Annotated in this window: 20 protein-coding genes; 5 read left to right on the forward strand and 15 right to left on the reverse strand. The window is 61.0% G+C overall.

Annotation, left to right across the window (positions count from 1 at the left end; translation table 11 throughout):
• Window positions 1-85 precede the first annotated feature (85 nt).
• The 10 genes from leuD to BWR59_RS28175 form a co-directional block, all read right to left on the reverse strand.
• Entirely contained in the window at window positions 86-694 is a 609-nt protein-coding gene (gene leuD / locus BWR59_RS28130) for a 3-isopropylmalate dehydratase small subunit (RefSeq protein ID WP_081568958.1), read from the reverse strand.
• A 1-nt stretch (window position 695) separates the two neighbouring features.
• Complete coding sequence (gene leuC / locus BWR59_RS28135; RefSeq protein ID WP_081569097.1) at window positions 696-2,129, reverse strand: 3-isopropylmalate dehydratase large subunit; 1,434 nt, start codon at window positions 2,127-2,129, stop codon at window positions 696-698.
• A 295-nt stretch (window positions 2,130-2,424) separates the two neighbouring features.
• Window positions 2,425-4,026 (reverse strand): inorganic phosphate transporter, encoded by a 1,602-nt coding sequence (locus tag BWR59_RS28140; protein ID WP_230982109.1) that lies wholly within the window; start codon window positions 4,024-4,026, stop codon window positions 2,425-2,427.
• A gap of 1,298 nt (window positions 4,027-5,324) precedes the next feature.
• Window positions 5,325-6,341 carry a transporter gene (locus BWR59_RS28145; protein WP_081569098.1) on the reverse strand — a complete coding sequence of 339 codons (1,017 nt, stop codon included), beginning with the start codon at window positions 6,339-6,341 and terminating at the stop codon, window positions 5,325-5,327.
• A gap of 133 nt (window positions 6,342-6,474) precedes the next feature.
• Complete coding sequence (locus tag BWR59_RS28150; protein ID WP_081568960.1) at window positions 6,475-7,296, reverse strand: aldo/keto reductase; 822 nt, start codon at window positions 7,294-7,296, stop codon at window positions 6,475-6,477.
• A 212-nt stretch (window positions 7,297-7,508) separates the two neighbouring features.
• A complete protein-coding gene (locus BWR59_RS28155; protein WP_081568961.1) occupies window positions 7,509-8,969 on the reverse strand; it encodes a TolC family protein in 1,461 nt (486 codons plus the stop codon).
• Window positions 8,966-9,880 (reverse strand): HlyD family secretion protein, encoded by a 915-nt coding sequence (locus BWR59_RS28160; RefSeq protein WP_081568962.1) that lies wholly within the window; start codon window positions 9,878-9,880, stop codon window positions 8,966-8,968. Before BWR59_RS28160 ends, BWR59_RS28155 begins: the two co-directional genes overlap by 4 nt.
• A complete protein-coding gene (locus BWR59_RS28165) occupies window positions 9,877-10,086 on the reverse strand; it encodes a DUF1656 domain-containing protein (RefSeq protein ID WP_081568963.1) in 210 nt (69 codons plus the stop codon). The genes BWR59_RS28160 and BWR59_RS28165 overlap by 4 nt, the downstream gene beginning before the upstream one ends.
• Window positions 10,083-12,173 (reverse strand): FUSC family protein, encoded by a 2,091-nt coding sequence (locus tag BWR59_RS28170; protein WP_081568964.1) that lies wholly within the window; start codon window positions 12,171-12,173, stop codon window positions 10,083-10,085. The genes BWR59_RS28165 and BWR59_RS28170 overlap by 4 nt, the downstream gene beginning before the upstream one ends.
• Window positions 12,174-12,178: 5 nt before the next feature.
• Window positions 12,179-12,631 carry a MarR family transcriptional regulator gene (locus BWR59_RS28175; RefSeq protein ID WP_081568965.1) on the reverse strand — a complete coding sequence of 151 codons (453 nt, stop codon included), beginning with the start codon at window positions 12,629-12,631 and terminating at the stop codon, window positions 12,179-12,181.
• Between the two features lie 531 nt (window positions 12,632-13,162).
• Here BWR59_RS28175 and BWR59_RS28180 point away from each other — a divergent pair.
• Complete coding sequence (locus tag BWR59_RS28180; RefSeq protein WP_081568966.1) at window positions 13,163-13,831, forward strand: polysaccharide lyase family 7 protein; 669 nt, start codon at window positions 13,163-13,165, stop codon at window positions 13,829-13,831.
• Window positions 13,832-13,942: 111 nt separating this feature from the next.
• On the opposite strand, the gene BWR59_RS28185 is transcribed toward BWR59_RS28180, so the two are convergent.
• Genes BWR59_RS28185 through BWR59_RS32670 form a run of 3 tightly spaced genes read right to left on the reverse strand, consistent with a single transcriptional unit; the run spans window position 13,943 to window position 16,216 of the window.
• The gene (locus tag BWR59_RS28185) at window positions 13,943-15,352 is read right to left on the reverse strand and encodes a heavy metal sensor histidine kinase (protein ID WP_081568967.1); all 1,410 of its coding nucleotides are present in this window, start codon (window positions 15,350-15,352) and stop codon (window positions 13,943-13,945) included.
• The gene (locus BWR59_RS28190) at window positions 15,325-16,020 is read right to left on the reverse strand and encodes a heavy metal response regulator transcription factor (RefSeq protein ID WP_081568968.1); all 696 of its coding nucleotides are present in this window, start codon (window positions 16,018-16,020) and stop codon (window positions 15,325-15,327) included. The genes BWR59_RS28185 and BWR59_RS28190 overlap by 28 nt, the downstream gene beginning before the upstream one ends.
• 28 nt (window positions 16,021-16,048) lie before the next feature.
• Complete coding sequence (locus tag BWR59_RS32670; protein ID WP_218191290.1) at window positions 16,049-16,216, reverse strand: hypothetical protein; 168 nt, start codon at window positions 16,214-16,216, stop codon at window positions 16,049-16,051.
• A gap of 41 nt (window positions 16,217-16,257) precedes the next feature.
• On the opposite strand from BWR59_RS32670, the gene BWR59_RS28195 reads away from it, so the two are divergent.
• From BWR59_RS28195 to BWR59_RS28205, 3 genes are all read left to right on the forward strand, one after another.
• Complete coding sequence (locus tag BWR59_RS28195; RefSeq protein WP_081569099.1) at window positions 16,258-16,863, forward strand: hypothetical protein; 606 nt, start codon at window positions 16,258-16,260, stop codon at window positions 16,861-16,863.
• Window positions 16,864-16,979: 116 nt separating this feature from the next.
• Window positions 16,980-17,603 carry a cytochrome b/b6 domain-containing protein gene (locus tag BWR59_RS28200; protein WP_081568969.1) on the forward strand — a complete coding sequence of 208 codons (624 nt, stop codon included), beginning with the start codon at window positions 16,980-16,982 and terminating at the stop codon, window positions 17,601-17,603.
• Window positions 17,596-18,366, forward strand: a complete 771-nt coding sequence (locus BWR59_RS28205) for a molybdopterin-dependent oxidoreductase (RefSeq protein WP_081568970.1) — start codon at window positions 17,596-17,598, stop codon at window positions 18,364-18,366. Before BWR59_RS28200 ends, BWR59_RS28205 begins: the two co-directional genes overlap by 8 nt.
• A 156-nt stretch (window positions 18,367-18,522) precedes the next feature.
• On the opposite strand, the gene BWR59_RS28210 is transcribed toward BWR59_RS28205, so the two are convergent.
• A complete protein-coding gene (locus BWR59_RS28210) occupies window positions 18,523-19,308 on the reverse strand; it encodes an aldolase (protein WP_081568971.1) in 786 nt (261 codons plus the stop codon).
• 10 nt (window positions 19,309-19,318) lie between these two features.
• Window positions 19,319-20,029, reverse strand: coding sequence for a haloacid dehalogenase type II (locus BWR59_RS28215; RefSeq protein ID WP_081568972.1), 711 nt, complete (start codon window positions 20,027-20,029; stop codon window positions 19,319-19,321).
• Window positions 20,030-20,139: 110 nt separating this feature from the next.
• Between BWR59_RS28215 and BWR59_RS28220 the strand changes: the two genes are divergently transcribed.
• Window positions 20,140-20,997 carry a LysR substrate-binding domain-containing protein gene (locus tag BWR59_RS28220; RefSeq protein ID WP_081568973.1) on the forward strand — a complete coding sequence of 286 codons (858 nt, stop codon included), beginning with the start codon at window positions 20,140-20,142 and terminating at the stop codon, window positions 20,995-20,997.
• Window positions 20,998-21,130: the final 133 nt, after the last annotated feature.

Below are 21,130 nucleotides of genomic sequence, written 5' to 3' on the forward strand. Positions count from 1 at the left end.
GCAGTGTCTGAGCTGACCCCTTCGCGAGCAAGCTCCCTCCCACTGTTTTTGTGTTCGGCAGGGGTCCAGACGGCGTTGCCGGAAATCACGACAACCACGGATTCTCGGCCAGGTGCCGTTGTTGAAACGCCAGAATCTGCTCGCGTTTCTGCAAGGTGCTGCCAATCGCATCCAGCCCCAGCAACAACGCGTTTTTTCTCAGTTCATCAATCTTGAACGGCATTACCTGACCATCTTTCAAACGAATCTCCTGTGCTGGCAAATTCACCTCGATTTGCGCGGTTTCTGGTTGGCTGACGAGCTTGCCCAGCGCCTGAACCTGCGCCTCTTCCAGGACGATGGTCAGCACTCCGTTGCGCTGGCAGTTGTCGTAGAAAATCCCGGCGAAACTGCTGCCGATCAGCGCTTGAATCCCCATCTGCTTGAGGCCCCAGACCGCGTGCTCGCGGCTCGAGCCGCAGCCGAAGTTCGGCCCGGTGACCAGAAATTTCGCCCCTTGCCACGCAGGCTGATTGAGGATGAATTGCGGATTCGGTTCGCCGGATGGCAGAAAGCGCAGATCGAAGAACAGTCCCCGATCCAGCCCGGCGCGGTCGATACCCTTGAGGAACTGCTTGGGCATGATCACATCGGTATCGACGTTGGCGGCGAGCATGGGCGCGGCCTTGCCGCTGACTTGGGTGAAAGGCTGCATCTCAGAAACTCCCTTGCAGGCTGCGAACGTCTGTCAAATGACCGGTAATGGCGGCGGCCGCGACCATCGCCGGGCTCATCAAATGGGTGCGCGCGCCCGCGCCCTGACGGCCTTCGAAATTGCGGTTGGTGCTGGAGGCGCAACGGTCGCCCGGGGCCAGCACGTCGTCGTTCATCGCCAGGCACATCGAGCAGCCTGACTGGCGCCATTCGAAACCGGCGTCGCGGAAGATCGTCGCCAGCCCCTCGGCTTCGGCCTGATCGCGCACGGCAGTGGAGCCGGGAACGATCATCGCTCGCACGTGCTCGGCCACGTGTTTGCCGCGCACCACATTGGCGGCGTCGCGCAGGTCCTCGATGCGGGCGTTGGTGCAGGAGCCGATGAAGGCGTGGCTGATGACGATATCGCTCAGCGGCATGCCCGCTTCAAGGCCCATGTAGGTGAGCGCGCGGCGCATGTCCTGCCGCAGGATCGGGTCGGCGATGGCGTCCGGGTCCGGCACGCTGGCGTTGATGGCCGCGGCCTGATCGGGGCTGGTGCCCCAGGTGACCATGGGTTGCAGGTCACTGGAATCGAGTTGAATCTCGCGGTCGAACACGGCATCCGCATCGCTGTGCAGGTGCTTCCAGCTGGCGACCGCGCGTTCCCACAATTCGCCTTTCGGCGCGCGGGGCTTGTCCTTGAGGTAGGCGAACACCTTGTCGTCCGGCGCCATGAACGCCCCCCGAGCGCCGGCTTCCACAGCCATATTGCAGATGGTCATGCGCGCTTCGACGCTGAGGGCTGTGATGGTCGAGCCGGTGAATTCGATGGCATAGCCGGTGGCGCCCGATGCGCCGATCTTGCCGATCAGTGCCATGATCACGTCTTTGGAGGTCAGGCCGCTTGCCAGGTCGCCCTCGACTGTCACGCGCATGCTTTTCAAACGTTTATAGACCAGTGTTTGCGACGCCAGCAGGTGCTCGATTTCTGATGTGCCGATGCCGAAACCGAATGCCCCCAGCGCCCCGTAGGTGGTGGTGTGGCTGTCCCCGGCGGCGATCACCATGCCGGGCAGAATGAAGCCTTGCTCGGGTGCGATCACGTGTTCGATGCCCTGACGCTTGTCGAGCACGTCGAACAGTTCGATGCCGAATTTTTCGCAGTTGTCGGCCAGATAGGAAACCTGCAACGCACCGCCCGGATCGGCCATGGCCGCGACCCGCTGCGGCGCGGTGGGATTGACGTGATCGACCACGGCCAGCGCCGTTTCCGGACGCCACACATCGCGCCCCGCCTCGCGCAAGCCGCTGAAGGCCTGGGGGCTGGTGTATTCGTTGATGACCTGGCGATCGATATAGAGCAGGACATGGCCCTGATCATCGAGCCTGCACACGGTGTGCGAGTCGATGTGTTTGTCGTACAGGGTTCTTGAGGTCGGTCTTGTTGGCGTCATCAGGGTGCTCACTTGAAAGAAATCACGGCCTTGAAGGCTTGCTGACATCTTAGGCAGGCGAGGGTGGCCATCAATGGCCGAAGGGTGAGGGCTTGGAACATGGATCGTGTTTGATGATGAACGCGGGATGGGTGGGGTCAGGTTCTCTACAACCAGAGTCGCGTAAGACCAAAGATCTCCCTAACGCATCTCCCTGTAGCCGTCCGGTGTGGTGGCTAACTGGTTGGGAGAAGTCAGCCGCCAAAAAAACAGGCGCCGAAGCGCCTGTGAAGGAGAGCACGTGAAGCTCTGTGAATCAGAAAATCTGGGTGAAGAACCAGTACAGGCCGCCCGACAGCAGGATCGCCGCTGGCAGGGTCAGCACCCAGGCCATGGCCAGGTTGCGCAGGGTACGCATCTGCAAGCCGGAGCCGTTGGCGGTCATGCTGCCCGCCACGCCCGAGGACAACACGTGGGTGGTCGACACCGGAAGGCCGTACATGTCAGCCGCGCCGATGGTCAGCATCGCGACCACTTCAGCTGAAGCGCCCTGGGCGTAGGTCATGTGGGTCTTGCCGATCTTTTCCCCGACCGTGACCACGATGCGTTTCCAGCCGACCATGGTGCCCAGCCCCAGCGCGATGGCCACGGCCACCTTGACCCACAGCGGGATGAAGCGCGTGGCGTTGTCGATCTGCTGCTTGAACAGTTGCACCTTACCTTGGGTGTCAGCGTCGAAGTTGCCGACCTTGTTCTTGTCCATCAAACGGATGGCTTCGGAGGTCAGGTACATGTCGTTACGCACGTTGGCGGTGGCTTCGGCCGGGACTTTGGACAGCGAGCCGTAGCTTGCGACCTGATCGCCGATCTTGCCGGCCATCACGGCCAGCGCGGGCACGAGGTCAGGGGTGGCCTGTTTGTCGCGGATGTAGGTGGAGAGTGTCAGGCGCGAGTCGGCTGGCGCGGGCAATGGCGCGGCTTTGGTCAGCGCCTGTTGCGTGACCTGAGCCACCGCGGCGAACTGCACCGATTGATCGGCCGGCATTGCGCGGTTCAGCGCGTACGCCATCGGCAGGGTGCCGACCAGTATCAACATGATCAGGCCCATGCCTTTCTGGCCGTCGTTGGAGCCGTGGGCGAACGACACGCCGGTGCAGGTCAGGATCAGCAGGCCACGAATCCACAGTGGCGGTGGCTGATTGCCTTCGGGTGCTTTGTACAGCGCGCGGTTCTTGACGAAGGCGCGCAGGGCCAGCAGCAACAGCGCCGCGCAAGTAAAGCCCACCAGCGGCGACAGCAGCAGCGAGTAGCCGATCTTGGTGGCTTGCGACCAGTCCACGCCGCTGGTGCCATCACGGCCATGCATCAGCGCGTTGGCGACGCCGACGCCGATGATCGAGCCGATCAGGGTGTGCGACGACGATGCTGGCAGGCCCAGCCACCAGGTGCCGAGGTTCCACAGGATCGCAGCGATCAACAAGGCGAAGATCATCGCGTAACCCGCCGACGAACCGACCTGCAGGATCAGCTCGACCGGCAGCAGGGCAATGATGCCGAATGCCACGGCGCCGCTGGAAAACAGCACACCCAGGAAGTTGAACATCCCCGACCAGACCACGGCGAAGTTCGGCGGCAGGGAGTGGGTGTAGATGACAGTTGCGACCGCGTTGGCGGTGTCGTGGAAACCGTTGACGAACTCGAAACCCAGAGCGATCAACAGCGCAACGCCGAGCAGCAGGAACGGGGTCCAGGTCAACACGACGGTGCCCAGTTCATCCATGTCCTGCTTGAGGCTGAAGGCTGTGTACAACAGGCCCAGGCCGAGCACGGCGAAGAAGATCACCATCGTCAGAACGCCGGGCTTGCGCCCGAATTGAGCACTCAGCCCGGCGCCCTGTTGCAGGGAGCCTGGAGCCATTGTCGGAGTCGCCATGATTCACAATCCTGTTGAGATGGGATGGCGAACATGATCATTACAAAATGTGACAGGGATACGACGCAGGTCAGGGATGCGGTGGATTTGTCGGGCTAAGGGATGGATGGCGCAGGGAAAATATGTCGCGGATCGGATTTGGTGCGGGTCGACTGGATGAAATCCACGTTCGGACGGAAGCGGTGTTCTGCTTAAAGCGATATTTCAGAGCCTACGCAGTCCCCGCCGCTTTTGTCCGAATCGCGGCCCGTACCGTCGCACAGGGATCGAGTCAGGACGCACTAGCTGCGTTAGCTTTTGATTTCCGTGCACATCCGATCAAACATCACGCGGCTACAGCGGGTGTTGCGCCAAGTGAAGCTTTCGGGCTGAACACCAATCTCTGTGGGAGANTCAGTTGGCTTATGTGCCAACTGAGGCACCGCTTTCGCTGCCGTCGCACAGCTCCGGCGTCTCCCACAGGGATCGCGTCAGGACGCACTAGCTGCGTTGGCTTTTGATTTTCGTGCGCGTCCGATCAAACACCACGCGGCTACAGCGGGTGTTGCGCCAAGTGAAGCTTTCGGGCTGAACACCAATCTCTGTGGGAGAAGCTGGAGCTGTGCGACAGCCGCGATGGCGTCGTGACAGTTGGCTTATGTGCCAACTGACCCACCGCTATCGTCCGAATCGCGGCCCGTACCGTCGTGACCTCCGGCGTCTCCCACAGAGATCGCGTCAGGACGCACTAGCTGCGTTGGCTTTTGATTTCCGTGCACATCCGATCAAACATCACGCGGCTACAGCGGGTGTTGCGCCAAGTGAAGCTTTCGGGCTGAACACCAATCTCTGTGGGAGANGCTTTTGATTTCCGTGCACATCCGATCAAACATCACGCGGCTACAGCGGGTGTTGCGCCAAGTGAAGCTTTCGGGCTGAACACCAATCTCTGTGGGAGAAGCTGGAGCTGTGCGACAGCCGCGATAGCGTCGGGTCAGTTGGCTTATGTGCCAACTGAGGCACCGCTTTCGCTGCCGTCGCACAGCTCCGGCGTCTCCCACAGGGATCGCGTCAGGACGCACTAGCTGCGTTNTCAGTTGGCTTATGTGCCAACTGAGGCACCGCTTTCGCTGCCGTCGCACAGCTCCGGCGTCTCCCACAGGGATCGCGTCAGGACGCACTAGCTGCGTTAGCCTTTGATTTCCGTGCGCATCCGATCAAACATCACACGGCTACAGCGGAACAGTTTCATGTTTTTCAGTTATGGCGTGAAGCAATGGCTGTGTCCGCAGACTTCGGGCAGTTCAATAATCCCGGCTCTTGCGAAACGCCCAGCGCCCGGCGATGAAAGTGAAGGTTGCCACCAGCGCCACCAGCACCCAAAAGCCATGGGGGTCGCTGGCGAGCGGAATGCCGCCTACGTTCATACCGAAGAAACCGGCCACGATGTTGATCGGCAGCGCCAGTACCGTAACCACGGTCAGGGTGAACAGCGTGCGGTTGGTCTGCTCGTTGAGGTTGGCGGCGATTTCTTCCTGCAACAGCTTGATCCGTTCACCCAGGGCCGTGAGGTCGCTGATCACCAGCGCAGACTCCTCGGTGGACTGCCGCAATTCCTGCAAGTCCTCCTCCAGCAGCCAGCTGGGCGGGCGGTGCAGCAGGCGCATCAGCGAGCCGGGCTCCAGCGCCAGCAGGCGTTGCAGGCGCACCAGCACCCGACGCATGGTGCCCAGTTCAGTACGGTTGTTGCTCAGGCGTTGGGACAACAGCTGATCTTCGATCTTGTCGACGCTGATGCTGGTCTTGCGCATGAACTGCGCCAGCACCTCACTCTGGTCACGCAACAGGTGCGCCAGCAGCTCAAGCGGCGAGCGAAAGGTTTCGCCGTGCTTGACCGACGACCGCAGCCTGTCTACCGAGCGTAATGGTTGATGGCGCGCCGAGATCATCAGATTGCTGCGCACGCACACCCACAACGTGGCGATGTCAGTGGAGATACGGTTGAAGTCGAACACCACGTCGTTGACCACCGCCAGCAGGGCGGAATCGACGTGTTCGATGCGGGTCGAGCGCGAGCCTTCGTGCAGCGCTTCGAGAAACTCGTCCGGCAGCTCGAAATTGGTTTTCATCCAGCGCTCGCAGCTGGCGTGGGCCAGGTTCAGGTGCAGCCAGACGAATTCATCGGCATCGGTCGGTGAGCGCAGGCATTGCAGTGCAGCGGTGGAATCGATCTCTCGACCAGGTTCGCCGGAGCGAAAGCGAAAACCGTAGAGCAGCCCGAACAGGTCGGATTCCTGATGAGGAGCGATGCGTTGATTCATGAAGGCTCGCAGGCGAGGAGGCCGCTGAAGGCAAAGGATCTGAAGCGGCATCATCGCAAGCGGTTTTGACAGTTTTGTGACGGTTTGTATCGTTTCATGAAGGCGGATCGGCGAGGTCGGGACCCTGTGGCAATCACACCATCGACAAACGCTTCTTGCGAATCGGCGCGGGCCACGAAGTGTCGATCAGCAGTTCGTCCTCGATGCTCAGCTCGATGTCAGCTGCAGCGGCGTTCAATTGCAGGTGATGCGGATCGACCGCTTTGGGTATGGCGATCACCCCGTCCTGACGCAGCACCCAGGCCAGGCTGATCTGTGCGGGCGTGGCGTCGTGGCGTTCGGCGACTTCGATCATCGCCGGGTTCATAAGCAAGTTACCCGCCTGACCAATCGGGCAGTAGGCCATGAGCGGCATGTCGACGTTCTGCATCCATGGCAGCAGGTCATATTCCACGCCGCGCTCCTCAGGGTTGTAGAGCACCTGATTGGTGGCGCAGTGCGTGTTGTTCAGCTCCAGCATGTCCGACACATCGAAGTTCGACACTCCCCAACGGCCGATCTTGCCCGCTTCACGCAAGCGCTCGAAAGCTTCGACGGTTTCCTCAAGCGGGTAGGAGCCTGGCCAGTGCAGCAGATAAAGGTCGATGTAGTCGGTTTTCATCCGTTGCAGACTGCGTTCACAAGCAGCGGGAATGCCCTTGCGGCTGGCGTTGTGGGGGTACACCTTGCTCACCAGCATGACCTGATCGCGCTTGCCGGCGATGGCCTGCCCCACCACTTCCTCGGCGCCACCTTCGCCATACATCTCGGCGGTGTCGATCAGCGTCAGCCCCAGCTCGATGCCCAGTTGCAGCGCCGAAACCTCCTCCTGTCGCTGATGGCGATCTTCCCCCATGCGCCAGGTGCCCTGACCGATGACGGGGACGGTTTTGTCTGCCAGTTGGAGCGTACGCATGGGGAGCCTCCTGCCGAGTTGGGTATAGAGAGATCAGGCAGTGTAGGCGGGCAGGGGTTCAATTTCATGGATCAATGCCAGGAACAATGCATATGCAGCACCGGTGGGAGGGATCGGAGGTCACGACGGTCGCGATTGCGGTGCGTCAGATGGACCGCTTCGCGACCCTCGTGCCTCGGACCCCTCCCACAGGACTCCCTGCAGGTTCGGGATTACTTCCTGGCCTGTTCAGGCGCAGTCGCAGTCGCAGGCGCCCGGCTGTTCTCCCAACCCCCACCCAGCGCCAGGAACAAATCGATCTGCCCCATCGCCACCTGCGTGTTCGCCGCCGCCAGTTGCGCGGTCACGTCGGTGTAGGTGCGGGTCGCCTGCAAATCCGCGAGGAACGATTCACGCCCGGCCATGAAGAAGCGGTGGGTCTGGTCTGCCGCCTGTTTCGCAGATTGCTCGGCGTCGGCCAGTGCATCGCGACGTTCCAGCAGGGCGGTGTATTGCGAAAGGCCGGTCTGGGCTTCACGAATGGCATTGAGCACCACGCCATCGAAGTGCGCCAACGCTGCCTGGTTGGAGGCCTCGGCGACATGGATGCGAGCGCGGGCGCCGTTGGATGGAATGGTCCAGTTGATCACGCCGCCAAAGCCCCAGCGGTTGGTCGACGGGTCGCCCAGATCTTCAAGAATACCGACGGTGCCGACAGTGGCACCGATGCTGATGTCCGGATACAGCTCGCCGGTGGCGACGCCGATGGCCGCGCTGGATACCGCCAGACGGCGTTCCGCCTGACGCACATCGGGACGACGCTTGAGCAGCGCGGCGCCATCGCCGACTGGCATGACCTGGGCGATGCGCGGCAGCTCGGCGCAATCGGCGACGCCTTGCGGCAGTTGGTCCAACGGCTTGGCCAGCAGCATCGACAAGCGATACAGCCCGGCCCGGCGCGCGGCTTCGTAACGCGGCAATTCGGCGCGCAGAGATTTGAACTGGGTTTGCGAGCGGGTGACCTGGGTTTCGTCGCCACGGCCGGCATCACGCAAGCGCTGGGTCAGGTTCAGGCTCTGTTTCTGTAAATCCAGCGAGTGCAGGGCGATCTCGTGTTCTTCGTTGGCCGCGCAGATCTGCGTGTACGAACGCACCACATCGGCAACCAGCGTAATCCGTGCGGTGTCTACCGCCGCCTGCGCTGCATCGGCGCTGGCTTCGGACGCTTCGATGCCGCGTTGCAACACGCCGAACAGGTCGAATTGATAGGACGTGGTCAGCCCAACGTCACCGATGTTGGCGACCGGTACCTTTTCCGGCAGCAAAAACGCCTGTCCCGCTTCCTGCAAACGCTGGGCGCCGGCCTTGGCGGTGTTGGTGAAACCCCCTGCGGCATCGGCCTCGCTTACTTGATAGCGGGCCCGCTGCAAATTGGCCGCTGCCACCCGCAGGTCGGTGCTGGAGGTCAGCGCTTGAGCCACCAACTGGTCGAGCTTTGGATCGTTGTACAGGCGCCACCAGTCAGCCGGTACGGGCGCCGAGACCACATTGGCCGAACTGCCCGCCAGTTCGCCCTGCAAATCCGGGCGATTGGCTGCTGCGTCGTTCGGCAGTTTGTAATCCGGCCCGACCACGGTGCAGGCCGAGAGCAACATGCCCAAACCAACGGTTAAAAGGCGCGCGCCGGGTTTCATTGAGCGACTCCTTTCTGAGTGGCCTTGTCGTTCTTTCGCGCAGTGGCGTCGTCGATGATCGACACCGTGGCGGTACGGCCGGCGATCATGCGGAAGTCTTCGGGCACTTCGTCAAAGGCGATGCGCACCGGAATCCGCTGCGCCAGGCGCACCCAGCTGAACGCCGGGTTGACGTTGGGCAGCAGGTTGGAGCCGCTGCTGCGGTCGCGGTCTTCGATACCGGCGACGATGCTCACCACATGGCCGCGCAGACGGGCGTTGTCGCCGATCACGCGGATGTCCACTTTCGAGCCGATGTGAATGCCATCCAGCTTGGTTTCTTCGAAGTAGCCGTCGATGTGGTACGAGGCGCTGTCGACCACCGACAACACCGGACGCCCGGCGCTGACGAACTCACGGTCTCGCGGTGCACGGTCGTTGAGGTAGCCGTCAACCGGGCTGCGGATCACCGAGCGGTCCAGGTTCAACTGCGCGGCGTCCACCGCGACCTGCGATTCGTTCACCGCCGCCAGGGCTCGGGCTTCCTTGGACTGGCTTTCTTCCAGTTGTTCGCGGGCAACCAGATTGCCCAGCCCACGGTTACGCTTGTTCTCGCGCTGGGCCTGTTCCCAGGTTTCCTTGCGCTCGGCCAGCGTCGCTTGGGCCTGACGCAGAGCCAGACGGAAACGGTCCTGGTCGATGGTGAACAGCACCTGGCCTTTGCTGATCGCCTGGTTGTCGGTGACCGAGACCTTCTCGATCAGGCCGGATACGTCCGGGGCGATCTGGATCACGTCGGCGCGGATGTGGCCGTCGCGGGTCCAGGGGGCGTACATGTAATACATCACCATGCGCCAGACGACGATCGCGGCGAGGATGACAACCAGCAGTGTCAGGACCACACGGCCCAGAGTCAGTAGAGGTTTTTTCATTTCATCAGGTATCGACTAAGGGTATCCACGACGCCGAGCAGCAGAGCGTATAGACCGACGTTGAACAAAGCCCGGTGCCAGACCAGGCGGTAGAAGTGGACACGCGACAGCACGGCGTGAACCACCAGAAAAATCACATAAGCGATGCCCATCAGCACCAGAAAGGTTGGCAGGAAAATCCCGCTGACATCCAGATCACCGATCACAGTGGGGCTCCATCAATGCCATACGGCGGTTGTTCTTCCTGCTCGGCCTGCACGTCGACGATTTCCACGCCCGGCAGCAGTGCCAGACGCAGGCCGCTCAGGGCATGCAGCAGGTGCAGACGGGATTCGTCATCGCCCATCCAGTCGAAAGTCAGCGAGCGACGGGCGCGGTCCATGGTCATCAACAGGCCTTTGGGCGCGGGCAGACGTTCGCGTGCCTTGAGACAGGCCCGGAAATAGCTGCCGACTTCGGTCGCGACCTGACGCAGCAACTGACGGGGAACCGCCTGGACTCTAGGCATGTAAGCCAGTAGATCAAGCATGTTCAGCGCTACGCGCACCTCACGCAGGGCGATGTTGGTGTCCTGAGCGGTGATCGCCAGGCGCGGCAAGTGCTGCATCAGACGGTCGAGCATGCGTACGCCCATCTGCCGGTGTTCGGCCAGGGTCGCTTCTTCGCTGAGGGTCACGATGTCGCGCCAGCTTGAGCGGGTGAGGCGCCTGGATGCGGTTTCGGTGCCGAATGGCCGCACGATCAGCGTCCAGACAAAAGCAAATGCCAGCCCGGCAGGGCCTGCCAGGTTGGAGTTGACGAAGTTCAGGAAGTCCGCGTCGTAGGCGCTCTGAATGCTGATGAACGACGAGGTGTTGACGATGGTCAGCAAGGTGCCGAGGTAGAACTTCGGTTGCACGGTCAGGGTGCCGACGCAGATGAACGGCACGGCGAACGCCAGCACCAGCATCGGGAAATCGTGCAGGTTCGGCAGCACCACGAACAGATAGAGGCTGGCGAAGATCACCGACATCATCGTCCAGAAGAAGAACCGGTAGATCTGCGGCGCCGGGTCATCCATCGCCGCGAAGAAGCTGCACGACACCGCCGCCAGCGCCACGGCACTGGCGCCGTCCTGCCACCCCAGCAGAATCCACAGCACCGAGGCAACGATGATTGCGCTGACCGAAGTCGCCACCGAATACAGCATCATGCCCTTGTCGAGGAACGGCGACAGACGCCCCAGGCGCCAGTGCCGATATACCGCCTTCCATGGTCGGTGATCGTCGGTTTCGATGGCGCATTGCAGGCTACGGCAGTCCTGCCACAGATCGATCCACTCGCGCAGGCGATACAGCGCGTTGGACAGCAGCAGTTGGCGACGATCATCCAGTTGCGCCGGAGTCGGTTGCAGGCGATCGAGTTCGTCGTGCAACGCTTGCCAGTATTTGACCGGCGCGCCTTGGGCGGTCTTTTCCACCCAGTCGCGGCATTCGATGATCAGCGGCGCAAGATCGGCCACCAGTTCCGGCGTGCGGCGTTCCAGGGCCCAGAGCGCATCGTCGAGGGCGTCGATCACCGGCAACAGATGAATCATCCGGCCGCGCAGTTCCTTGGCGTTGCGAACGGTCTGGCGATGGGCGCCTTCGTGGGGCAGTTGGCCGATCATCAACTCCAGGCTGTTGAAGTTGCCGACCATGGCCGTGCGCAGGGCACCGACCTGTTCAGGTGTGGCGCTGCGGGAGAGAAACAGGTCGCTGTAGGTCGAGGCGTCCTTGAACCACTTGCCCATGGAGTCCACCACCACCGGCGCCAGACGCCGCGGCCAGAACATTGCGCCGACCACTGCCGCGCAGGCGATACCCAGAAAGATTTCTTCAGTGCGCGATACCGCGATGTCGAACACCGCTTGCGGGTTGTCGACTACCGGAAAGGAAATCAGCGGCATGGTGTAGCCCGCCAGCATCAGCGCGTAACTGTTGGCGGTGCGCAGGTGCAGGGACAGGAACAGCAGGGTGCCGGTCCACAGCGCCACGACCACTGCCAGCAGAAACGGCGTCTGCACGAACATCGGCACCAGCAGCACCGATGCAGTGGCGCCAAGCAAGGTCCCCGCCGCGCGGTACAGCGCCTTGGAGCTGGTCGGCGCGACGAAGGGGCTGGAGACGATGTACACGGTCGCCATCGCCCAATAAGGGCGCGGCAGCTCGAAAATCAGCGCAAGGTAAAGCGCCAGCATCGACGCTGCAAAGGTGCGGATGCCGTAGAACCAGTCACGGGACGGCGGAACACCGTCGAAGAAACCTTTAAACATTCCGTTCAAGATGACAGCTCCGGCCCCACAGGGCTGGCATTGGCGAAAGCTTTGAATACCCGCAGCGTGGCTTCCAGATCAGCTGCGTCGATGTTGCTGAACACATCACGGCGCAGGCGGATCAGCTCTTCTTCTATCGAGTTGGCCAAAGCGCGTCCTTCATCGGTCAGGCTCAGGGCCTTGGCGCGGCGGTCGGTCGGGTCTTCAGTGCGCTGCACCAGATCAGCCTTGCCCAGTTGATCGAGCAGGCGCACCAGCGAAGGGCTTTCCAGCCCGCAGGCCTGAGCCACGGTGACCTGGCGCACGCCTTCCCCCAGTCGCGCGATCATCAACAGGGGACCCGCGCAGGCCTCGGACACGCCGTAGTTCATCAATGTGGTTTGACACACGCGGCGCCATTGGCGAGACGCCGCGACGACGCCGCCTGTGATGTGCATTTGCAGTGAGTCTAGAGTCATGAGGGTGCCACTGGGTTGATTCGACGAAAAAGGTTTGGTTAGGCAGTTAATGATTAGTCTCAGTATTATTAGGTTGCTAACTATTAATATCAAGTTACAAAGTTGAACGTCAAATGAAAAATGGATGAATGGTGGGTGGGGAGAGGAAAGGCTTGCGACCACCACCTATCTATGTCGGATCTGGCTATGTGGGCCTGAAAAAGATACCGCCTGTCGGACTTTTGGCTGATTTATGAACTTAATGACGGATTTCTTTTCGAGCTTCTCCAAAAAAATGGCGTCAATGTTTCACTGAGGCATGCCCGGATTCCGCCAAGCTGCTCAAAAAACGCACAATTAGACGAGCGTGATTAGTGATATCGCGATGGTGGCTATCGCTATTTCCCGGGTGGTTTCGGCGGTTTCTTGACTATCTGGCCGAGTTAAAGATCAACCGATTCAGCCGATAGCAAAGGCGACAGGAACAGGGGCACAAGCCCCGTTCCAGACACATCCCTTTGCTGGTGCGCATGCGCACCCAAGAGTCGCAACATGATCGATCTCGCCACCTGGAATCTCTCCGTACCGGTCGGTACTCCTGCCGTCACTGTGGACACACCCAAACTGGTCGGCGGTTACCAGGATGGGTACTTTCGCTCCGGGGACACCTTGTTCTTTTGGGCGCCAGTAACCGGCTCAAGGACGGACAACGCCATTTACCCGCGCACCGAACTGCGTGAGACCTACGCGAACGGCGCCGTGCATAACTGGACCTACACCCAGGCGGACAATTTCCTGCGTGCAGCGCTGACCGTTGACCAGGTGCCATCGTCCGGCAAGATCGTCATTGGCCAGATCCACTGCTACGGCAGCACCGAGCCGCTGATCAAGCTCGAATACCAGTTCAAGGAAAAAACCCAGACCGGCAACATCGTCGCCAAGTTTCGCCTGACGCCTACGTCCGAGCCGGAAGTCATTCAGATCGCCACCGGCGTGCTTCTCAAAGAGCGCTTCACCTACACCATCCACCTGACGCCCACCGGCAACCTCACGGTCAACGCCCATGAGATGCAGTGGAGCACCAGGCTCGACGCGACCTGGAATGGCAAACAGCTGTATTTCAAGGCGGGCGTGTACACCCAGGACAACACCGGGTATGCGACCGAAGGTGGAGCAGCGACGTTCTACAAATTGCAGATCGCCCACGATCCGAAGGCTTGATGCCAATCTCTGCTGCGGGTTGATACCTGTAGGAGCGCGCTTGAACTCGATCAGGGTGTGTCAGGCTCACCCTTGTTGACTGGGAAAACGCAATCGCGGGCAAGGGCGCTCCTACAAGGTTTTCGACCTTGCAGCAGGAAACACCAACGCAAAACAGATCTTGCCCGGCGTTGGCTGATTCACCGCAATTTCACCTCCATGCAACTGCATGATCGCGGCGACGATCGCCAAGCCCAGGCCATTGGAGTCCGAGCTTTGATGGCGCGAGGCGTCGCCGCGGTAAAAGCGGTCGAACAGTTTGCCGAGGGCTGATTCGCTCAGGACCGGGCCCTGGTTTTCCACTTCAATGCGGCGCTGGCCTGCGCCGTCGACCACGCGGATTTCGATTCCGCTGCCTTCATCGGCGTAGCGGATCGCGTTGGCCACCAGATTGCTCAAGGCCCTGCGCAACAGCAGTGGATCGGCGTTGAGCTTCCCGTTACCCAAGCTGCGCAAGGTCATTTGCCGTTCCTCAGCCAGGCCTTCGAAATAGCCGGTCACCCGCTGCAGTTCATCTTCCAGGTCCAGCGTCTGGCGATTGAGCGCCGCCTGCGCGTCGTCGGCGCGGGCGAGGAACAGGATGCTTTCGACCATCCGCGAAATACGCTCCAGCTCTTCGAGGTTCGAGGCCAGCAGTGTCTGGTATTCGTCGGCGCTGCGCGGTTGGCGCAATGCGACCTGACAATGGCCCATCAATGAACCCACGGGCGTGCGAATCTCGTGGGCGAGGTCGGCGGAGAACTGGGTCAGGCGCTGATAACCGTCGGCCAGGCGGTCGAGCATTGCGTTGTAGGCGTCGCTCAGTTGCTGCAGTTCCACCGGCGTATCGCGGCTGTCCATGCGGCTGTCCAGCCGGGCCGGGGTGATGGCAGTGGCGTGGTCGGCCATTTTGCGCAGGGGGCGCAGACCTCGACGCAGCAACAGGTAACCCAATACGGCGGTCAGCACGAACGCCAGCGCCACTGCGAACAGAATGCGATCACGGAAATTGGCCAGCGTGGCCATTTCCTTGACCGCCAGATGGGCGGCGGTCAGGTGAACCACCTTGCCACCGGAAAGCGCTTCGACGGTGGCTGCGCGCATGGGCACGTCCCCGTTGACCATTGCGCTGCGCAGGTCGTCCGAGCTGAGCGGGGCGTTGGCCTCGACCACCGGCATCTCGGGCAGCGGCGCATGCAGGGGATTGACCATGATCACCGGCGACTTGCCGGGCTCGGCAATGATGAAGATGTCGTCTTCGCTGTCGAGCATGTTCTCGAAGAGTTGAGGGCTGCTGCGCAAGGTGTCGAGGGTCAGGTCGTATTGCAGCAGTTTGCGAAAGTGATCGAGGCGCGCCAGCACCGCGTGGTCGCTGCGGGTCATCACCGAGGCCTTCATGGTCTCGTACAGGTACATGCCGGCGCTGGCCACGGCGAGCATGGCCACCACCGAAAACGCCAGGGTCGAGCGCAGGGTCAGGGAAGGCTGGCGTCGGGCTCGCATGGCCGCACCTCGCAGACATAACCGATGCCGCGCACGGTGTGAATGAGTTTGACCGGGTAGGGCAGGTCGACCTTGCTGCGCAGGCGTTTGATCGCGACGTCGACCACGTTGGTGTCGCTGTCGAAATTCATGTCCCAGACTTCCGAGGCGATCTGCGCGCGGGACAGCACGTCGCCTTCGCGGCGCAGGAACAGATGCAGCAGGGCGAATTCCTTGTTGGTCAGGGTGATCACTTGTTGCTGGCGAGTGACGCGGCGGCGCAGCAGGTCCAGTTCCAGGTCAGCCAGATGAAAGTGATCGGCCTCGCGCACCACGCCACGGCGCAGGATCGTGCGAATCCGCAGCAGCAGTTCGGTAAAGGAAAAGGGTTTGACCAGATAGTCGTCGGCGCCCAGTTCCAGGCCACGAATGCGGTCCTGAAGCTGGTCGCGAGCGGTGAGAAACAGCACCGGCACGTCCTGCTTGGCGCGCAGCACTTCGATGATCTGCCAGCCGTCGATGCCCGGCAGCATCACATCCAGCACCAGCAGGTCGTAACGGTGCTCCAGCGCCATGTGCAAGCCGTCTGCGCCGTGCTGGGTCCAGTCGACCTTGTAGCCGGACTCGCTGAGGCCCTTCTTCAGGTACTCACCAGTCTTGGTGTCGTCTTCGATAAGCAGGATGTGCATCGTGGGTGAGGCCCGGGTCGAAACGTCGTCAAACGGCTGAATGCCGCGTCGTGTGCGGAGTGTAACCAACGGGAGGTTTTCGGTCGGTTACATTTTTGTCATCGGCGTCTGGGGCGTTCGGCGTCAGGGCGAATGACAAAAATGTCATCGCCCGGTCATTGTGCAGTGCCGGTTCGGGGTCGAGGATGGTCGTCATTCAACCCGCACCTCCAATCGACAAGGATCCTCACAATGAAGATGAAGACTGCACTGTCCACCACCTTTGGCCTGCTGATGCTCAGCGCCGCGGTCATGGCTTCGGCCGCTGACATGCCGGTGGTCAAGCCTCTGCGCGGCACCGTGGACAGCGTCGAAAACAACACCTTGAACTTCACCACCCGCTCCGGCGCTCATCAAAGCATCGGCCTGAGCGACAAGACCGGCGTGCGCCTGGTGTCGAAGACCGACATCGACTCGATCAAGTCCGATAGCTTCATCGGCTCGGCCGCGACACCCCAGGCTGACGGCACGCTGAAAGCGCTGGAAGTCACCGTGTTCGAAGCGAGCCTGAAGGGCAGCGGCGAAGGTCACTACGGCTGGCAGAACGCCGATGGCAGCACCGGAACCATGACCAATGGCACCGTGGGCAAGCTGACCAAGGCCAATGGCCGGACCCTGAGCGTTAGCTACAAGGGCGGCGAGAAGCAGCTGGTCGTGCCGCAAGACGTGCCGATTGCTTACGTCGAAGCCGGCAAGGTCGAGCAACTGGTCAAGGGCGCCAAGGTCGTGGTGTTTCCCGCTGAAGACGGCAAGACTGCGCGCGGTGTAGCGGTCGGCAAGGATGGCTTCCAGCCGCCTATGTAACGTCGCGTTGAATCAAATCCGTAGCGGTCCGGCTTGCCGGCGGCGATTCGATTGACGCCGCCGCCGGCAAGCCGTACTGCTACAGGTGTTACCACCGCCGTGACGAGCCTTACACCATGAAAAAAACCAGAATTCATCCATGGCCCATCCGCCTGACACACTGGATCAACGCCTTCGGCATGGTCTGCATGTTCATGAGCGGTTGGGGCATCTATAACGCTTCGCCGTTGTTTCGCTTTTCCTTCCCCCGGGACTTCACCCTCGGCGGCTGGCTCGGCGGCGCGCTGGCCTGGCACTTCGCGGTGATGTGGCTGTTGGTGATCAACGGCCTGATCTACGTCCTGTACAGCCTGTTCAGCAAGCACTTCAAGCGCGACTTTCTGCCCGTCACCCCGGCGGCGGTCAAACGCGACCTGGCCGACGCCCTGCGTTTTCGTCTCAAGCATGAGAAGGGCGTCTACAACGCTGTGCAGCGCCTGATGTACTGGCTGGTGCTGGCGGCTGGCGTGTTGATCGTGGTGTCGGGGCTGGCGATCTGGAAACCGATTCAACTGCAGGAACTCACCGCGCTTTTCGGCGGTTACGACTTCGCGCGCTTCGTGCATTTTGGCGCCATGACGGCCATTGGAGCGTTCGTGGTGGTGCATCTGGCGCTGGTGCTGCTGGTGCCCAAAACCCTGTTGCCGATGATTACCGGCGGTGTGAAGCCGGTTGCCAGTGGAAAGGTCGAACATGATTGAACCAAAAAAACGCGCGATCCTGCGCATCAAGCTGGAACCGGCCCAACAGACTCAGCTGGAAAGCATCCAACGCCGGAATTTTCTAAGAGGCGGGTTGACGGTGGGCGCGATGGCGATGCTCACCGGCTGCAATCTGCAGGACGGCGATCAGGTGGACAAGGTGTTGTGGGCCATGTCGCGCTGGAACGATCGGGTTCAGGCCTGGCTGTTCAGCGGGCAGAAACTGGCGCCGACCTTTCGCAAGGAGCAGATCCGCAATCCGTTTCCGTTCAATGCGTTTTACGCCGAGGACGATATTCCGGATCTGGATGTGGCGGACTGGAAACTCGGTGTGGGTGGTCTGGTTCGCGACAAGGCGCCCTGGACACTGGAGGGTCTGCGCAAACTGCCGCAGCGCAGCGATATCACGCGCCTGATTTGCGTCGAGGGCTGGAGCGCGATAGGCCAGTGGGGCGGCGTGCCGCTGCGCACGTTTCTGGAACATGTGGGCGCTGATACCACGGCGAAGTTCGTGGGGTTCAAATGCGCGGATCGGTATTACTCAAGCCTGGATATGCCGACTGCGTTGCATCCGCAGACCTTGCTGGCCCTGGATTTCGGCGAGGTGGCCTTGCCGCCGGAGTATGGTTATCCATTGCGCGTGAGGGTGCCGACGAAGTTGGGGTTCAAGAATCCCAAGCACATCGTCGAGATCTTCGTGACCAATGATTATCCGGGGGGGTACTGGGAGGATCAGGGGTATAACTGGTTCAGCGGGATTTGACCTTGTGGGGCGCTTGGGTTGGGGCTGGGTTTTGGGTGTATATCCGTTATTCGCAATGGCGGCGCCGGGCTTTTTCTGCCTGACGGCAGAGCATTTCGCCTCCGGCGAAACTGGTTAGGCATTACCCAAATCAGACCCCAAGCCAACGCCACCCATTTATTCCGCAAAATCCGCCTCATGCCTGGCCAGAATCCGCTTCACACTCTCCAGGTGCAACCGCGCGCTTTCAGCATCTTCCTCGCTCATCTGCCGAGCCGTACGCACAAGAATCTCCGGATCGATGACCTTCAACGGCCGCCCGGTACTCATTGCCTTGAGCTGCACTTCTGCCGCGCGTTCCAGGTAGTACACGTCATCCCAGGCCTGCGCGATGCTCGGCGCCGTGACCATCACGCCATGGTTCTTTAGAAACACGATATCGGCCTGCCCCATGGACGCGGCAATGCGATCCCCCTCCTGATTGTCCAGCGCCAGGCCGTTGTAATGCTCGTCGACCGCCACCCGACCGTAGAACTTCAACGCCGTCTGCCCAGCCCAGGCGAGCGGCTCGCCCTCGATCATCGCCAGCGCCGTGGCGTTCGGCATGTGGGTATGAAATGCAGCTGCCGCGCCAGGCTTTTGCAGATGCAGACGCGCATGGATATAAAAGGCAGTGGCCTCCGGCTTGCCATCGCCCATCACCACGTTGCCGTCGAAGTCACAGATCAACAGGCTCGACGCCGTGATCTCCTCGAACGACAGCCCGTATGGGTTGACCAGAAACAACTCCGGATGCCCCGGTACCAACGCTGAAAAGTGATTGCAGATGCCCTCGCTCAGCCCCAGCCGCGCGGCCATGCGCAGGCTCGCGGCCAGATCGATGCGAGCCGCCCGCACTTGAGGGTTATCGAGATCGTGATACTGCCTGTCGCCTCGCAGGACATTGCGCAGATCATGCGCCATAAGACTCTCCTTATTCGTTCGCCCAGCCCTTGCTGCGAATGTAGTCCGGGACTCTGGACAAGTCCGGCAGGGTCGCGTCAGGAGTGTAGTCCGGCAGCGGCTTGCGTTTGGTCCCGCGGTCGATCCATACGCAACGAAAGCCCATTTCCTTGGCCGCTTCCAGATCCAGATGCGGGCTGGCGCAGATGTGCAGTACGTCTTCGACGCCCACGCCCAGTTGCTCGTGCGCATGCAGGAACAGCCGATGGTCGGGCTTGTAAGCCTGGGCCTGCTGCGCGGTGATCACTCGGTCGATGTAGCCACCGAGCTGGGCGACGTTGCCAGCGATGATGTCGTCGTCAGTGTTGGAGACGATGCACAGCATGAAGCCTTGCTCCTTGAGCCATTTCAGCGTGCCGTGCACTTCGGGGAAAGGCGGCATCTGACCGATGCGGCCGATCAGCAGATCGGCGTCTTTGGGCTCGAAAGGCATGCCCAGTTCTCCCAGTGTCAGCGACATCGACAAGCGTGAGATATCGGCGAATGAGCGATGGGGCGGCGTCTGCTCCAGGCGATGTTCATGGCGATCGTAAACCTCGATGAAGCGGTCGACGTCCGGCGCGGTGTTGCCTTTACGGGCGAGCAGCTCGCGCACGCAGTCCAGCAGGCCTTCATCCCACTGAATCAGCGTGCCGTAGCAGTCAAAGGTCAGCCAGCGCGGACGTGGCAGGGAAGGGTTCATGGGTGGCTCCTTTTTATGCGGGTGTCGAGTCACTCTAGGAGCCGTGGCGATAATCGTAAAATTAAATTAAAGTCGTAAATTAATTCGATAAACAAATTTACGGTGGCGTCATGTTTGACCTGGAACTGCTACGCACCTTCGTGTCGGTGGTTGATGCCGGTGGTTTCACCAAGGCGGGAGAGCGGGTCAATCGCACTCAGTCGACGGTCAGCCAGCAGATCCGCAAGCTTGAAGAGCAATTGGGCCGGCCGTTGTTGTTGCGCCAGCGCGCCAGCAAACACATCGAGCTGACCGAGGACGGTGAGCGCCTGATCGGCTATGCCCGGCGTCTGGTGGCGTTGTCACTGGAAGCTCACAGCGTGCTGTGTCGCGGTGATGAAACCGGTGTCGTGAAACTCGGCGTGCCGGAAGACTTCGATGTGCAGCGTTTGATGGGTCTGTTGTCCGGCTTCGCGCAGAAATACCCACGCATCCGTCTGGATACGGTCAACGGGCTAAGTGTCGATCTGCACGAACGGCTTGAGCGCAAGGAAATCGACCTGGCGCTGCTCAAGCGTGATCGGTTGGCAAAACAGGAGCCTGCGTTGGCCAGCTGGCCGGAGCAGGTGAATTGGGTCGCCGGGAGCAAGCTGCGTAGCATTGAGGATCCTGTGCCCCTGGTGGTCTATCCCCAGGGCTGTATTTACCGCAATCGCATCGTTCATGCACTGGAGTCGTCCGGTCGAAGCTGGCGCGTTGCGTTCGCCAGTCAAAGTCTGGTGGGCATTCAGGCGGCGGTGTCGGCAGGGTTGGGGATCAGTCTTCTACCGGCATCGGCCATGCTGGCGGATCACCGATTACTGAGCGTGGAGGAAGGGTTTGCACCGGTCCCTGCCAGCGAACTGGCGTTGATCTCAGGGAGCCGTTTATTGACCGATGTACAGCGCACGTTGGTGGAGTACATGAAAGGCGAGATGACCGGAAACTGATCTAAAAATGCCAGTCATAAAAAATCCGCGCAGACCCGAAACGAACTCAGGGCGCTGCGCGGATCGTCTACGACTCGGTCAATGCATGAACAGTGCAATCAGGATAATCACCGGGATTGGCACACCCAGGAAC

The organism is Pseudomonas sp. Bc-h (assembly GCF_002080045.1).
Classification (GTDB): Bacteria; Pseudomonadota; Gammaproteobacteria; order Pseudomonadales; family Pseudomonadaceae; genus Aquipseudomonas.